Origin of the sequence: Paenibacillus sp. FSL R7-0048 (genome assembly GCF_038004505.1) — a bacterium.
GTDB lineage: Bacteria > Bacillota > Bacilli > Paenibacillales > Paenibacillaceae > Paenibacillus_AQ > Paenibacillus_AQ odorifer.
Genome location: NZ_JBBORF010000001.1, coordinates 6521062 through 6534262, shown reverse-complemented (window position 1 = coordinate 6534262; position 13201 = coordinate 6521062). Strand labels below are relative to the sequence as shown.

Sequence of the window (13201 nt, the reverse complement as noted above, 5' to 3'; positions counted from 1 at the left end):
TAAGAGACAATGGCTAAACCGAAAAAAGTCGTACGTACCAAACGTCGCGACCGTAAAAATATCGAATCCGGCGTGGCACATATTCGTTCCACGTTCAACAACACCATCGTTACCATCACGGATCCTCACGGAAATGCAATTTCCTGGGCAAGCTCCGGCGGCCAAGGATTTAAAGGTTCCCGTAAGTCCACTCCATTCGCAGCGCAAATGGCAGCTGAATCAGCAGCTAAAGCAGCTATGGAGCACGGCATGAAGTCGGTTGAGGTTATGGTTAAAGGACCGGGCGCGGGCCGCGAAGCAGCCATCCGTTCCCTTCAAGCTGCAGGGCTTGAAGTTAACCTTATTAAAGACGTAACTCCGGTTCCTCACAATGGATGCCGTCCGCCTAAGCGTCGTCGCGTATAGTGAAATCAGTATTGTGAATGTGGTATAATTCTGACGCATCTGCTAATAATAGGTGTTTAGGCATACTACATGATGCACCTGATGGGGTGACAGTTTCATATAGGAGCGACGTTGAAGGAGGGGTAAACTCGTGATAGAAATCGAAAAGCCGAAGATTGAGACCGTAGAAGCTAATGATGAAGGTACCTATGGGAAATTCGTAGTTGAACCGCTGGAACGTGGGTATGGCACGACTCTGGGGAACTCGCTTCGCCGGATATTGCTTTCTTCGCTTCCAGGAGCCGCAGTGACTTCGGTCCAAATTGACGGCGTTCTGCATGAGTTCTCGACCGTTCCAGGCGTAATGGAAGATGTGACGGAAATCATTCTGAACCTTAAAGCCTTGTCTCTGAAGATTCATTCAGACGAGGAAAAAGTGTTCGAGATTGATGCTGAAGGGGAAGGCATCGTTACCGCAGGTGATATCCGTGCGGACAGCGATGTTGAGATCCTCAATCCGGATCTTCACATTGCAACGCTGGGACCTGGTGCGAGACTTCATATGCGTATTTTTGCAGGCCGTGGTCGCGGCTATGTCCAAGCGGACCGGAACAAACGTGACGATCAGCCAATTGGTGTTATTCCAGTTGACTCCATCTACACTCCAATTTCACGCGTTAACTACGGCATAGACAATACACGTGTTGGTCAAGTGACTAACTACGACAAATTGACGCTTGAAATTTGGACGGATGGAAGTATCAGACCGGAAGAGGCTGTAAGCCTTGGAGCCAAAATTTTGAACGAGCACCTCGTTCTGTTCGTAGGTCTTACGGACGAAGCGAAAGACGCCGAAATTATGGTTGAAAAAGAAGAAGACAAAAAAGAAAAAGTACTTGAGATGACAATCGAAGAGCTTGATCTTTCTGTTCGTTCCTACAACTGCCTCAAACGTGCTGGTATTAATACCGTACAAGAGCTTACCACGAAGACTGAAGAAGATATGATGAAGGTGCGTAACCTTGGTCGCAAATCTTTGGAAGAAGTTCAGGAAAAGCTTGAGGAACTTGGTTTGGGTCTCCGCACAGAAGAATAGCTGCAGATTGCTTTAGTAAAGGAGGGAAAACACAATGGCATACCAAAAATTGGGCCGTGATTCCAGTGCGCGTAAAGCGTTATTTCGCGACATGGTAACGGATCTGTTTTTATACGAGCGCATCCAAACAACGGAAGCTAAAGCGAAAGAAGTTCGTTCTATCGCTGAAAAGCTGATCACTAAAGCTAAAAAAGGTGATCTTCATGCTCGTCGTCAAGTAGCTGCATTTGTTCGCCGCGAGACTGTTGATGGTGAACAAGATGCAATTCAAAAATTGTTCTCTGACATTGCTCCTCGTTACACTGAGCGTCCAGGTGGATACACTCGTATCCTTAAACTAGGACCTCGTCGTGGCGACGCTGCGCCTATGGTTTATCTTGAATTGGTAGACCGCGCGTAGTATCACAAGTATTGATTTCCGATGCTTCCCTTTCATCCAGCCCTCTTTGGAGTAAAGATGGGGGAAATATCAGCGTTATTGTGCTGCAGAGGCGCAAGACTCTGCTGTACTAATAACCGTGGGAATCACCTTGGTTCAATTGAAGGAGCTCCCGCAGGGGCTCTTTTTTTTGAAATTAAGGATCCTATAGGACTTGTAGTTCTATATATGAAAAATGGATGCCGTCCTTCTAGGGACGGCGAAGCCATTTCTTCAAATAGAAGATCAGACAGTGCTTCGATCGACGTTCTGCTGACCGGTTTAAAAAGGAGAACGGAATGCGTAATCTATTGATGAAGGTCAATTATGACGGAACGAATTATGATGGCTTTCAGACCCAGCCTCAGGGCAATACGATTCAGGATCGGCTGGAGCAAGCCATACTCCATCTGACAGGTGAGAAGCTTAAGATTACTGCTTCAGGCCGCACAGATGCCGGAGTACATGCCTATGGCCAGCCTTTTAACTTTACAACCTCCTCTCGAATCCCAACTGAACGTTGGTGTCTAGCGCTTAATGCCCGGCTGCCACAAGACATCGTGGTTACAGAGGCTAGGGAAGTTCCGCTAACGTTTCACTCTCGTAGAGGGGCTAAGCGTAAAACTTACCGATACACGATCAATGGCAACAGGTTTCCAGATCCGTTTCAGCGGCGCTGGCAGCTTCACCATCCAGTGAAGTTGGATATTCCTGCGATGCAGCAAGGCTTAACGCAAATTATAGGGACACATGACTTCACTTCGTTTGCATCACGACGGTCTACGAAGACTTCTCATGTACGAACGATCTTTGAAGCTCATATGGAAGTAGATCGCAGTATGTGCCGACCCTCTTCATCAGATCAAGGAGTTATCCATACTTATATAACGGGTAGTGGATTTCTTCAGCACATGGTTCGCATTATTATGGGGACTTTGATCCATGTGGGGGAAGGTAAAATACCTGCTGATAAGGTTGCTGAAATATTAGCAGCATGTGATCGATCACATGCTGGTCCAACAGCTGTGGCCATGGGGTTAGCTTTGTGGAGTGTTGAATATGACGAGATTGAAAGTGAATAGTTTTTTCTATAAATTTCTTCCTGATTAATAGGCTAAATGTTTAAAAATCACTTGCACTTGTTATGTTTATACTGTAATATAAAAGTTGTGTTTTCTTGATGGCTATCCCACAGCCCCGATCGAGAAAATGCCAAAAAAATGCTTTGCTTAACTCACATAATCGTAATTCAATGAGAAACAAGATATACGAAACAGAAGATTTTCGTACGAGAACAAGGAGGAAACATTCATGCGTACCACCTATATGGCGAAGCCGAACGAAGTTGAACGCAATTGGCACATTATTGATGCCGAAGGCAAAACACTCGGTCGTTTGGCCAGCGAAGCCGCTGCTTTGATCCGTGGCAAACACAAACCGCAATTCACTCCACACGTTGATACAGGAGATTTCGTTATCGTTATCAACGCTGAGAAAATTCACTTGACCGGTAAGAAATTGCAAAACAAAAAATACTACCGTCACTCGATGCACCCAGGTGGTTTGAAAGTTACTAATGCTGAAACTCTGCTGAATACTAAACCAGAACGCGTAATTGAATTCGCGGTTCATGGTATGATTCCTAAGACTCGTCAAGGGGACCACATGAAGCTGAGATTGAAAGTATATGCAGGCGCCGAGCATCCACATGCAGCACAAAAACCTGAAGTTTACGAACTTCGCGGATAAGAATAGAGGAGGACAGTTTCATGGCACAAGTACAATACTATGGGACAGGTCGTCGTAAACATTCGGTAGCACGTGTTCGCCTTGTACCGGGTGAAGGACGCATTGTCATTAACAAACGTGAGATGGACGAATATTTCGGTGTGGAAACACTGAAAATGATCGTAAAACAACCTTTGAACCTGACTGAAACACTGGGCAACTACGATGTAATCGTTCTTGCACATGGTGGCGGCATTTCCGGTCAAGCTGGAGCAATTCGTCACGGTATCTCCCGTGCATTGCTTAAAGTTGACCCTGAATATCGCGGTGCATTGAAGAAAGCCGGCTTCCTGACTCGTGACCCACGTATGAAGGAACGTAAGAAATACGGCTTGAAGGCTGCACGTCGTGCGCCTCAGTTCTCGAAACGTTAATATCTACAGAATTCAACCCTTGGCCATATGGCCAAGGGTTTTATTTTTTTATATCAGAACAGAATTATATTTAGAACTGTGTTCCAAAAAAACCTAATTCTTTCGGGAATAGGTTTTTTTTATTAATATTTTTATTTAATCATAGAAACTTTTTCCAATTATAGGCGTTTGAGGTTATAAAGGAGGAGTTGAATTTATGGAAATTGAGAGTTCTTTGAGTAAGAGGAAATTTATTTTGTCTTCAATCGTTCTAATGGTTGTTGCTTCGATTTTTATCTCACAGGTAGATGCTTATGTACTTCGCGGAAACAGAGTGGATAGACCTAACCAAGTTAAATATTGGCTTGATGCCTCTATATCATCAATTGGCTACAATGCCGCTGCCATACATGGAAGTACAGCGTGGAATGGTCTTACTGCTGGTAGACTGTCTATTAACGTTACTTCAACAACTTCAGCCTCTGCTGCTGACGTAAAGTGGTACGCTTCGTCAGAAACAAATGATCTTGGACAATTTTATGCGCAAACCTCTACTTCAGGTACACTAACCTCTACATCAATCGTTAGAATTAACACGGTAAGATTCAAGACAGTAGATGGAAATAGACAAAAAGAAACCACTGCTCATGAAATGGGACATGTACTAGGCTTAACTCATGAAGATACAGTTCCGTCCATTATGCTTTCTGGACCAGCTTGGTTATATGGAACTTACCCAGTACAAGATGATAAAGATGGTATAGCGCATATTTACCAATTTGATTAAGGGGGTCAATATATGAAAAAACAAAATAAGTTTCTTTCAATAGGTGTGTTGGCTTTCGTATTGGTTGTCGGTGCTGCAGGATTCATTAACAATAACAAAGCTGTAAAGGGAGATAATTCTCCTGCATTTATCAGTTCTGAAGCAAAAGTTATTGGTTATCGTGATTTTAATGAGCTAGACAACACGGCTGAATTGATACTGAAAGGCACAAAAGCTAAAGTCATAAGTACATTTATCGATAAAAATGAATTTGGTGAAACGATTGATTATCATACGCAATCTGCAATAAAGATTAATCAGATTTTCAAATCCGATAATCAAGATATTGTAGAGGGCTCTGAAGTTACAGTGCAAGAAAATGGAGCTATCGAAACAACAGAAGATGGAACATTGATCTATGGAATTGAAGGTTATCAGTTAATGAATGAAAATGAAGAGTATTTATTATTCTTAGATAAAAGTTTAACCGATCCTAATGTTTATTTTGTTAAAGGAGTTTACTACGGTAAAATTCCTTTGAGTGAACCCAAAGTGAATAAGATATTGGAACAGTCTGAGGAAGAGTCTTCTCAAGATTTAGAAATCTATGGTGAGTATCCTGAAGCGTTAAATACTATATTTAAAGAAGCCTTAGAAAAATACGGGAGATAAAAAAGCAAATAAGAAACCTTTAACCTTTATGGTTAAGGGTTTTTGTTGTTTAGCCTCTTTCCACAAGAAATGGGCTTTTTTTGCATCTATTTACTAATTCTAACGGTTGAAACGCATTGACTTCCTCAGTAAAAGTTATATACTATTTCATATAGAATTAGTTGGTTTTATTACTTCTTTTACCTCATTTATTCATACGATTAATATTTTGGATGGAGGAATACCTTAATGAACCTGCTCGAGAAAGAGGATTTAATCAAAGTTAAGGCCGAAGAATTAGAAACTGCTTCACCCGAGGAAATTATCCGCTGGGCTGTAGAAACATTTCCTAACATTACTTTTGCCTGCAGTTTTGGTGCCGAAGATGTAGTGCTAGTTGATATGCTTCACAAAGTTAGTCCGTCTACAGACGTCTTTTATCTCGATACAGATTATCATTTTAAGGAAACCTATGAAACCAGAGATTTGATGGCAGATAAATACGGGCTGGAGTTCGTACGAGTGTCTCCACAAATCACTCCGCAGGAGCAAGCACTTCAACACGGTGATGCGTTATGGACAGTAGATCCTAACCAATGCTGTGGGATTCGTAAAGTAGAGCCGCTGACTCGTATCCTATCTCAATATGAAGCTTGGATTACAGGCATTCGTCGTGACCAAGCGCCTACCCGTGCTAATGCCAAAAAGGTTGAGTATGATTATAAATTTGGTTTGGTTAAGTTTAATCCAATTGCGGATTGGACAACCGAAGATGTATGGAACTATATTCGTGAAAATGATGTAATTTATAACCCTCTACATGACCGTAACTATCCAAGTATCGGCTGTGAGCAATGTACACGTCAGGTTATGCCTGGTGAAGATCCGCGTGCTGGACGTTGGGCTGGATCAGAGAAGACTGAGTGCGGATTACACAAGTAGGACCTATCCCCGTGAGAACACAGAAGGAGAGACGATAATGACTTCAATACGTCCGCATGGCGGAACATTAGTTAACCGTGTAGTAGAGGGTACAGAAAGAGAAGAATTACTGCAGCTTGCACGTGATTATAAGGCGATTGCCGTGAACACCTGGACTTTATCTGATTTGGATCTAATTGCGGTAGGTGCATTTTCTCCACTGACTGGATTTTTGAATGAACAAGATTATCACTCCGTAGTCAAAAACATGCGTTTAGCAGATGGCACAGTGTGGAGCATTCCAATAACACTTGCTGTAGAAGAGGATGTGGCCTCTGGTTTAGCTATTGGAGACAAGGTATCTCTAATCGGTGAAGAGGATGGCGAGATCTACGGTTTATTGGATATTGAGAGTATTTATACGGTTGATCAAAACCTTGAAGCGCAAAATGTATTCAAAACAACAGACCCTGAACATCCAGGAGTAAGTAAGCTGTTGGCCCGCCCGGCTATCTATGTAGGAGGACCAATTACAGTGCTGAATAGACCACAGCCAGAAAAGTTCGGAGAATTTTATTTTGACCCTTCAGCTACACGTAAGATATTTGCAGACAAGAGCTGGAGAACAGTTGTAGGCTTCCAGACGCGTAACCCAGTTCATCGTGCACATGAATATATTCAAAAATGCGCTATGGAGGTTGTAGACGCTCTGTTCTTAAACCCGCTAGTGGGTGAGACGAAGTCTGATGATGTACCGGCAAATGTACGAATGAAGAGCTACCTGGCGCTTTTGGAGAATTATTATCCTGAGGATCGTACCTTTCTAGGTGTTTTCCCGGCGGCCATGCGTTATGCTGGTCCGAGAGAAGCGATTTTTCATGCTATGGTTCGCAAAAATTACGGCTGCACACATTTTATTGTCGGACGTGACCATGCGGGCGTAGGTGATTACTACGGAACTTATGAAGCGCAAGAAATTTTTGCGAATTTCACCGCTGAGGAACTTGATATTACTCCATTATTTTTTGAACACAGCTTCTTCTGTAAAAAATGCGGAAATATGGCTTCCAGTAAAACCTGCCCACATCCTGGCGACGATCATATGACTTTGTCGGGTACAAAGGTACGGGCTTTGCTTCGGGAGGGTCAATGTCCGCCTCCTGAATTTACGCGACCTGAGGTTGCGCAGATTCTAATTGAAGGCATGACTCAAGAAGTAACAGCTTAATCATCGTTAGCTAGTACTATTTGGCCTTCTTGTCCCATATAGATGAGTATTATCTATCGGGACGAGGGGGTCTTTGTTATGTCTGGCCGAAAACACAGTAAAGTCTCGGTCTGGATCTCATGGAGCAGTATCAAAAAATGTATGCTGGGCGCGACACTGCTGGCTATAATGATCGGCATTATAGCGTATGACATGCCTACTGCCAAAACGTTAAATTATTGGAGTCTGCCTTTGTCTGGTAAAGTGATCGCTATCGACGCTGGACATGGGGGAGCAGATGGAGGGGCAGTTAGCCGGGAAGGGCTAATTGAGAAAGACATTAATCTTGCGGTCTCTCTTTATTTACGTGATTACCTGCAACAGGCAGGGGCTATTGTTGTAATGACCCGTGAAGGGGATTATGATTTGGCTCAGGAGGGCACTAAGGGCTATTCTAAGCGCAAGACTGAAGATCTTAAGCAAAGAGTAAGAAGTATTGAAGAGAAGGGCGCAGATCTTTTTATAAGCGTTCACATGAACAGTGTGCCTTCGAACCGATGGAGCGGGGCGCAGACCTTTTACTATCCCAATCACAAGGATAATAAAGCTATCGCAGAGTTTGTACAGAGTGAGCTGAAGACTACACTGGAGAATACTGATCGTGTAGCTAAGACTGTAAATACTGTTTATCTACTAAAAGCATTAAAAATACCTGCGATCCTTGTAGAGGTCGGTTTTTTGTCGCACCCTCAGGAATCAGTTCTACTCGGAGATGATGTTTATCAACGCAAGGTAGCGACTAGCATATATCGTGGCATTCTTCGTTATGCTTCCGAGTAGCCGGGACTACTCATCAGGAGATGGGTAATGCTATAATAGACAAAAACTCCGGAAGATTTCTCCTCCGGAAAGGAAACAGAGGTGCTTTCCATGCTGACTAGGGAACATATCCAGGAAATACTGCAGTCAATAACAGACCCGGAAACCGGAAAAAGCCTTGTGGAACTACAGCTGATCCGTGACATTATGATTAAAGAAGATCGTATATCTTTATCAATCGTATGTCTGGATCCTGAAGAGCAAAGTCGCATGGATCTAGAACAACGGGTTCGTGAGTTGCTTGAAGCGGGTGGAGTCACTAATGTGCATATCCGGCTGCGTGATGCAACCGATTATGAACGTGCTCTGCTTCGCGGAGAGAGTGCCGGGGAAGAGCCGTTGGTTGAAGAACCGGGGAAACTTAAGGGACATGCAGCTGGCCTTGACGATCATGAATTAATCAATGAGAACTCTGGTGTTAACTTTATCGCCATTGCCAGTGGTAAAGGCGGTGTTGGAAAGTCTACAGTTACTGTGAATTTGGCAGTAGCTTTGGCTAGAAAAGGTAAAAAGGTTGGATTGATTGATGCGGACATTTATGGGTTTAGCATCCCTGATATGATGGGAATCGAAGAGGGACCCGTTGTAGAAGAGGGAATCATTATTCCTGTGGAACGTTTCGGAGTGAAGGTCATGTCTATGGGCTTCTTTATCCGTGAGAATAGTCCGGTAATTTGGCGGGGACCTATGCTTGGCAAAATGCTGCGCCAATTCTTCGGTGATGTGGGCTGGGGAGAACTTGATTATATGCTGCTTGATCTTCCTCCAGGTACAGGTGATGTGGCGCTTGACGTACATCAGATGCTTCCTCACAGCAAAGAGATTATTGTTACTACCCCTCATGCTACCGCAGCGTTTGTGGCGGCTAGAGCGGGCTCTATGGCTCTGCAGACAGAACATGAGATTATTGGGGTCATTGAGAACATGGCTTATTATGAGTGTAAAGACTGCGGTAAAAAAGATTATATTTTTGGCAGAGGCGGAGGCGCTCGGCTTGCGGAGACACTCCATACGGAGCTGCTTGCACAAGTTCCATTGGGCGCACCGGACAACCATATTTCTGAACCGGATTTCTCACCTTCCGTATACAAGGAAGACACAGCAACTGCGTTGTTGTTTGCTGATATCGCCGATAAGCTGATTGCGAAATATGAGCACTAATTATTATGCATAAAAAGAGGCCGTCCCACTTTGTTAGGTGGGATAAGGCCTCTTTTTGGTTATGTGCTTGAATCATCGCCGCTACCGCTGCCACTTTCACCACCGCTGCCGCTGCCTTCCTGTTTATCGCCGCTTTCGCCGCCCTTTTTCTGTTCCTTCGGTTCGAGCTCGTCCTGAACGACCTTTTTAAGTAAATTCAATACCTCCATCCGGAATAATGGAGTCTGCATAGATTCCTGGATGGTCTTCATGGATTGCTTTCGGTAGTCAGGTGTTTTGGTGAGATTAAGAAACATGGTCATCATTTCTGGAGACTTCATGATTTCCTCGACGGATTTTTGATAGGTGGGATCTTTAATTAGTTGCAGGTGCAATTCTTTGCTTTGTGATTGAATGGCTTTAGCAAAATCGCCTGCGAACTTGGGATCAGTCATAATTTTCTCGATTTCCTTTTGATATTCCGGTGCAGTGAGGGTATCTTTAACAGCGGTTTTTATATCCTCTGTTGTTTGAAGTGGCATCATTTTCATACTCATTCCGCTGGTGCCTCCAGAACTGGAATTTGATAATGATTCCTCAACTGCTTTTTTTCCATCTTCACTTTTTAATATATCAATAACCATGGTCTTCATTTCTTTATAACTGCCCTGACCAGAAGAAGAACTGCTCTGCTCACTTCCGCAAGCCGTTAAGGCCATAACAAAGCTTAAAGCCAAACCCACAGATCCGATAAATCTCCATTTCATTGGCGCTGCCCTCCTTTATTAGGATTCTCCAGTTGTATTATGCCGCATTAACACACATTTATGTTGCTGATGTAATGGTGTTTTGTCGGTATCCTTGGTAAAATAAATCTGACATAGGGGGAGGTGAAGTGGCTGAGTATAAAAAAATGGTTTTATTTATTTTGGACAACCCTTCTAATAGGAGCGGGCGGAGCAGTAATCGCAGGTCTGGCACTGCAATTCGTGAACGGTCGAATTGATTTCAAAAGTGTCGCTGATTTCTTTTTATACCCGCTGATACTATTCGGCTACGGTATGCTTGTCAGTGTTTATGCGCAACTTGGTTTTTTTGCTTATCTAATTTTAAATTACATGGGCAATGGTGTTTTCCCGCCAAAAATTTGGAAATACATACAACTGGTGCTTTCTGTGCTCGCATTGCTTGAACTGATTTTTTTGCGTACCGTCGTTGGCGGGGAAAGAAGTGTCTTGTCTGATCTAATATTAGGAATCTTTATTTTGTTAGCTGCCATTATTGTGTCTTATTTCAAAGTGAAAAGTACAAACATCTCAGCTTGGATTCCAACCCTCTTTTTTATGACAGCTATTTCAATTGTGGAAATTATCGGCGTGCTCCGTATAGGTGTTGATAGTGCGACAGTGTTTATTGTTGTTCCGCTCATCGCCTGTAATGCATTCCAAATTTTGATGCTTCACCGTATTCTCAAGCCGGCAGCCGGATAAAGGCTGGGGCGAATTCAGCAAATCATGAACCCCGTGCTCTGGCCTTCAGAAGACGGGGTTTTTTGCTCTAGAATGTATCCTAACGATTAAAATCTGCTGGAGGAGGTTAATCTTAAAGAACAATAGAGCGGATTCTTTGTGTGTAGCACCGCTCACAAAACTAAGTAGATGCTTCCGAAGCGAGTTTTGTACGAAGTAATACAAGTGTAGCAACGCTCACAAAACTAAGCAGATGCTTCCGAAGCGAGTTTTGTACGAAGTTTTTCAATGATGCATATGCTTTACAAAACTAAGCGTATGCTTCCGAAGCAGTTTTGTACGTAGTAATACTAGCGTAGCAACGCTCACAAAACTTTCAGGAGGGGAATATATGGACATCAAGCGTTATATGATAAAAGACACAAATGAAATCCAGCTTAACAAGCTGGACCCGGACGATACAGGTAACTTTAAATCAAAAAAAGAAGCAGAAGCCAAAACAGAGCAGTTAAAGGAACGGTTGGCAGAGCTTCAAGATATTCTTTTTGCACAGAAAAAGCATTCACTGCTCGTAATTCTGCAAGGGATGGATTCCAGCGGTAAGGATGGAACAGTTAAACATATTTTTTCAGGGATTAATCCACAAGGCTTTATAGTGACCAGTTTCAAGAAACCTTCTCTGGAGGAAGAAGCTCACGATTTCTTATGGAGAGTGCATCAAAAGACACCCCCTAAAGGCTACATCTCTGCATTTAACCGCTCACACTATGAAGATGTATTGGTACCGCGGGTACATGGGGGACTGAAAAAGGATGACTTGAAGCGCCGCTTTCGTTACATACGGCAGTTTGAGGAGATGCTGGTGGAAGAGGGAACGACAATTATCAAGCTTTTTCTGCATATTTCAAAAGAGAAGCAGCTTAAGAAAATCAAAGAACGGCTTGAAGATCCCAAAAAACACTGGAAATTTGACGCAAGTGATCTACAGGAGCGGGAGTTTTGGGATGATTACCAAGAGGCATATGTAGATGTTTTTAAGGAGTCTAGTATTGATAAAGCACCCTGGTACTGGATACCAGCCAATCATCAATGGTACCGCAACTATTTGGCCTTATCCATCGTTGTAAAGACACTGGAGAGTCTGGATCTGAGCTATCCGAAGCTGAATACCCCCACACCCGACATATCGGAGCTCATTTCCCCGCGTCATTAATATTTGGATAAAACCAACATCTATTGCGGTACCTAAGATTGGGAGGAGCGTTACAGCCCGGCAGCATCCTCTAAGGCACTATTTAGTGAGGCCGAGTCACGAACCTCTTTACCCTCTGCGTTGCTTTGGCTGATCAGCTCAGAGACGGTAACGAATTCATAACCTTGTCTGCGGAGCTCATCGATAATTTGCGGAAGAGCTTCGTGAGTTTGTTTGCAGGAATCACTGGCATGTAGTAGAACGATATCACCAGGATGTGCTTTAGTCGTTACACGCTTCACGATATTGTCTACACCTATGTTCTTCCAGTCCAGAGAGTCTGTGTCCCACTGGATGACTTTGTAACCAAGATCATTGGCCACTTGCAGAACTCTTTTGTCAAAATCGCCATTAGGCATACGAATTAAGTTGGGTTCTTTACCGGTTAATTCTGTAAGCACAGTGTGAGCCGTTGTGATCTGAGTGCGAATCTCTTCGTTACTTAGAGTGCTGTAATTGACGTGTTTATGGCCATGGCTGCCAATTTCGAATCCTGCGTTTTTAATGCTTGTTACAATATCCGGGTGAGTCTTACTCCATGGTGACGATAGGAAGAAGGTGGCTTTGTCCACTTTCTTGTCTTCAAGTACCTTCAAAATTGGTTCGGGTCTCTTTTCTCCCCAGCTAATATCGAAGGTTAGGGCAATCAGCTTCTTCTCTGTTGGCACACTGTAAATGGCAGAAGGTCCAGCCTCAGAAAAAACGGTGATATTACCCCTCTCGACATAGACAACTCCAGCAGCAAGAAGCACAGCGGCGAAGATATAGATGAACCTTTTGATCTTTTTGCCGCTGAATACATAAAAAGAATTCATTAATGACAGCGCTCCTCTCCCATGCGAAATGCTTGTTTGTTCTAAATGTATGCTCGTACCGC

At 43.4% G+C, this 13201-nt stretch carries 16 protein-coding genes; 14 read left to right on the top strand and 2 right to left on the bottom strand.

Features of this window, described 5'->3' with window-relative positions; translation table 11 throughout:
• The first annotated feature begins 9 nt into the window (after positions 1 to 9).
• From rpsK to NSQ91_RS28910, 12 genes are all read left to right on the top strand, one after another.
• Positions 10 to 405 carry a 30S ribosomal protein S11 gene (gene rpsK, locus NSQ91_RS28965; protein ID WP_019908251.1) on the top strand — a complete coding sequence of 132 codons (396 nt, stop codon included), beginning with the start codon at positions 10 to 12 and terminating at the stop codon, positions 403 to 405.
• A gap of 130 nt (positions 406 to 535) precedes the next feature.
• Complete coding sequence (locus tag NSQ91_RS28960; protein WP_036680585.1) at positions 536 to 1480, top strand: DNA-directed RNA polymerase subunit alpha; 945 nt, start codon at positions 536 to 538, stop codon at positions 1478 to 1480.
• A gap of 34 nt (positions 1481 to 1514) precedes the next feature.
• Positions 1515 to 1880 carry a 50S ribosomal protein L17 gene (gene rplQ / locus NSQ91_RS28955; protein WP_019908254.1) on the top strand — a complete coding sequence of 122 codons (366 nt, stop codon included), beginning with the start codon at positions 1515 to 1517 and terminating at the stop codon, positions 1878 to 1880.
• Between the two features lie 317 nt (positions 1881 to 2197).
• Positions 2198 to 2980: a tRNA pseudouridine(38-40) synthase TruA gene (truA, locus tag NSQ91_RS28950; protein ID WP_036680587.1), complete on the top strand. Its 783-nt coding sequence runs from the start codon at positions 2198 to 2200 to the stop codon at positions 2978 to 2980.
• A 229-nt stretch (positions 2981 to 3209) separates the two neighbouring features.
• The gene (gene rplM, locus NSQ91_RS28945; RefSeq protein ID WP_036680589.1) at positions 3210 to 3647 is read left to right on the top strand and encodes a 50S ribosomal protein L13; all 438 of its coding nucleotides are present in this window, start codon (positions 3210 to 3212) and stop codon (positions 3645 to 3647) included.
• 20 nt (positions 3648 to 3667) lie between these two features.
• Positions 3668 to 4060: a 30S ribosomal protein S9 gene (gene rpsI / locus NSQ91_RS28940; protein ID WP_025706574.1), complete on the top strand. Its 393-nt coding sequence runs from the start codon at positions 3668 to 3670 to the stop codon at positions 4058 to 4060.
• 196 nt (positions 4061 to 4256) lie between these two features.
• On the top strand, positions 4257 to 4826 hold the full coding sequence (locus tag NSQ91_RS28935) for a matrixin family metalloprotease (RefSeq protein WP_076194820.1): 570 nt from the start codon (positions 4257 to 4259) through the stop codon (positions 4824 to 4826).
• 12 nt (positions 4827 to 4838) lie between these two features.
• Positions 4839 to 5477, top strand: a complete 639-nt coding sequence (locus NSQ91_RS28930; RefSeq protein ID WP_076305239.1) for a hypothetical protein — start codon at positions 4839 to 4841, stop codon at positions 5475 to 5477.
• Between the two features lie 228 nt (positions 5478 to 5705).
• On the top strand, positions 5706 to 6398 hold the full coding sequence (locus tag NSQ91_RS28925) for a phosphoadenylyl-sulfate reductase (protein ID WP_036680616.1): 693 nt from the start codon (positions 5706 to 5708) through the stop codon (positions 6396 to 6398).
• A gap of 37 nt (positions 6399 to 6435) precedes the next feature.
• Positions 6436 to 7605, top strand: a complete 1170-nt coding sequence (sat, locus tag NSQ91_RS28920; RefSeq protein WP_076305238.1) for a sulfate adenylyltransferase — start codon at positions 6436 to 6438, stop codon at positions 7603 to 7605.
• Between the two features lie 78 nt (positions 7606 to 7683).
• Complete coding sequence (cwlD, locus tag NSQ91_RS28915; protein ID WP_038573445.1) at positions 7684 to 8424, top strand: N-acetylmuramoyl-L-alanine amidase CwlD; 741 nt, start codon at positions 7684 to 7686, stop codon at positions 8422 to 8424.
• Between the two features lie 90 nt (positions 8425 to 8514).
• Entirely contained in the window at positions 8515 to 9624 is a 1110-nt protein-coding gene (locus NSQ91_RS28910; protein WP_076305237.1) for an Mrp/NBP35 family ATP-binding protein, read from the top strand.
• Between the two features lie 59 nt (positions 9625 to 9683).
• On the opposite strand, the gene gerD is transcribed toward NSQ91_RS28910, so the two are convergent.
• Complete coding sequence (gene gerD / locus NSQ91_RS28905; RefSeq protein ID WP_036680627.1) at positions 9684 to 10370, bottom strand: spore germination lipoprotein GerD; 687 nt, start codon at positions 10368 to 10370, stop codon at positions 9684 to 9686.
• Between the two features lie 132 nt (positions 10371 to 10502).
• Between gerD and NSQ91_RS28900 the strand changes: the two genes are divergently transcribed.
• Entirely contained in the window at positions 10503 to 11093 is a 591-nt protein-coding gene (locus NSQ91_RS28900; protein ID WP_038574906.1) for a KinB-signaling pathway activation protein, read from the top strand.
• A 370-nt stretch (positions 11094 to 11463) separates the two neighbouring features.
• Entirely contained in the window at positions 11464 to 12285 is an 822-nt protein-coding gene (locus tag NSQ91_RS28895) for a PPK2 family polyphosphate kinase (RefSeq protein WP_052097348.1), read from the top strand.
• 50 nt (positions 12286 to 12335) lie between these two features.
• Here the strand turns inward: NSQ91_RS28895 and pdaB are convergent, their stop codons facing one another.
• Positions 12336 to 13139: a polysaccharide deacetylase family sporulation protein PdaB gene (gene pdaB / locus NSQ91_RS28890; protein ID WP_036680629.1), complete on the bottom strand. Its 804-nt coding sequence runs from the start codon at positions 13137 to 13139 to the stop codon at positions 12336 to 12338.
• Positions 13140 to 13201 lie beyond the last annotated feature (62 nt).

Coding starts and splice junctions, on each gene's coding strand:
- pdaB (WP_036680629.1), bottom strand. CDS start 13,139: ATGAATTCTTTTTATGTATTCAGCGGCAAAAAGATCAAAAGGTTCATC.
- rplQ (WP_019908254.1), top strand. CDS start 1,515: ATGGCATACCAAAAATTGGGCCGTGATTCCAGTGCGCGTAAAGCGTTA.
- gerD (WP_036680627.1), bottom strand. CDS start 10,370: ATGAAATGGAGATTTATCGGATCTGTGGGTTTGGCTTTAAGCTTTGTT.
- cwlD (WP_038573445.1), top strand. CDS start 7,684: ATGTCTGGCCGAAAACACAGTAAAGTCTCGGTCTGGATCTCATGGAGC.
- NSQ91_RS28930 (WP_076305239.1), top strand. CDS start 4,839: ATGAAAAAACAAAATAAGTTTCTTTCAATAGGTGTGTTGGCTTTCGTA.
- NSQ91_RS28895 (WP_052097348.1), top strand. CDS start 11,464: ATGGACATCAAGCGTTATATGATAAAAGACACAAATGAAATCCAGCTT.
- rplM (WP_036680589.1), top strand. CDS start 3,210: ATGCGTACCACCTATATGGCGAAGCCGAACGAAGTTGAACGCAATTGG.
- sat (WP_076305238.1), top strand. CDS start 6,436: ATGACTTCAATACGTCCGCATGGCGGAACATTAGTTAACCGTGTAGTA.
- rpsK (WP_019908251.1), top strand. CDS start 10: ATGGCTAAACCGAAAAAAGTCGTACGTACCAAACGTCGCGACCGTAAA.
- NSQ91_RS28910 (WP_076305237.1), top strand. CDS start 8,515: ATGCTGACTAGGGAACATATCCAGGAAATACTGCAGTCAATAACAGAC.
- truA (WP_036680587.1), top strand. CDS start 2,198: ATGCGTAATCTATTGATGAAGGTCAATTATGACGGAACGAATTATGAT.
- NSQ91_RS28935 (WP_076194820.1), top strand. CDS start 4,257: ATGGAAATTGAGAGTTCTTTGAGTAAGAGGAAATTTATTTTGTCTTCA.
- rpsI (WP_025706574.1), top strand. CDS start 3,668: ATGGCACAAGTACAATACTATGGGACAGGTCGTCGTAAACATTCGGTA.
- NSQ91_RS28925 (WP_036680616.1), top strand. CDS start 5,706: ATGAACCTGCTCGAGAAAGAGGATTTAATCAAAGTTAAGGCCGAAGAA.